Raw genomic sequence first — 1,044 nt, forward strand, 5'->3', positions numbered from 1 at the left:
ACTATACGCTCTAGTCGATCTCTTCCCATGCTGTGAAAAACTTCAGGTAGTCTATGCCGTTGTTTATATACTCCTGTGCTTCCTGTGTGAGTAAATGGATGTCCTGCAATAGCAAGATCGTGTAATTGCATCGATAAGATACATTTTTAGATCTGTATCACTAATATTTTTAACTTTTAGTTGTTCTGTTATGTCTTCTAATAGCCCCGTTTCCTGATTTCTTAGGTAAGTTCTTACAGTGCGATCAGCTAAACCATTGGCCTTCACAACTGCCCCATGAAACAAAGCATTCTGTCTTGGTGTTTCTCCTACTGCCTTAAAGATTTCTAGCCTAGCTGTATTTTCTATTGGCCAAAAAGCGTATGAGCATCTAACACCATTAACAAGAGCAGAGGTACCTCTAATTGCATCGCGTGCTTGTTCAGCAGTTAATATCGGTTTTTCTCCTTTTGGCTTTCTCATATGATGAGCAGTAATTATCGAAGCTCCAGTGCTACATGCTAAATCAGATAATAAGCACATTAGATAATCCCCTACAGCAGGATCAGCATTTATATCTGCATGGATAAATGAAGCAAGTGGATCAAATACTATCAATTTCAGATCTTTAATTTCCTCGAGCTGTTTCATTACGGATTCGAATTCAGAAGAAACTTCGACGATTTTACCACGAACATTTCTGAGTATTGTAAGTGATCCTCTGACGTTTGGCAGTGGTACAATAAATAATTTATCTTTATGTTTCAACCTTTCACACTTAGGGTCGAGTCGTTCTAAGCGGCGGTGTATCTCACTTGCATCATCTTCTGCTGAAAAAATCACTACTGATCCATGTTCAGTAACAAGTGAACCAAAGCCACACATCTGATCCTTATCACTTGCAACCTTAAGCGCTAGGTCAAGAAGAAGCATACCTTTGCCTGTATCTCCCATTGCTGCTATTATTGAAGTAACACCTAAAGGAAATAGACCTTCAACAAGAAACTTTTGCCCTGGTACCGGACCTACAAAGCGCTCTGCACTCCAATCTAAAATGTTAAGTGG

At 39.4% G+C, this 1,044-nt stretch carries 1 pseudogene; it reads right to left on the bottom strand.

Going from position 1 to position 1,044, the window contains the following annotated elements:
• A pseudogene (locus WGMM_RS04115) lies at positions 1-1,044 on the bottom strand (AAA family ATPase); the annotation flags it as partial.

It is taken from the genome of Wolbachia endosymbiont of Glossina morsitans morsitans, assembly GCF_000689175.1.
Classification (GTDB): Bacteria; Pseudomonadota; Alphaproteobacteria; order Rickettsiales; family Anaplasmataceae; genus Wolbachia; species Wolbachia pipientis.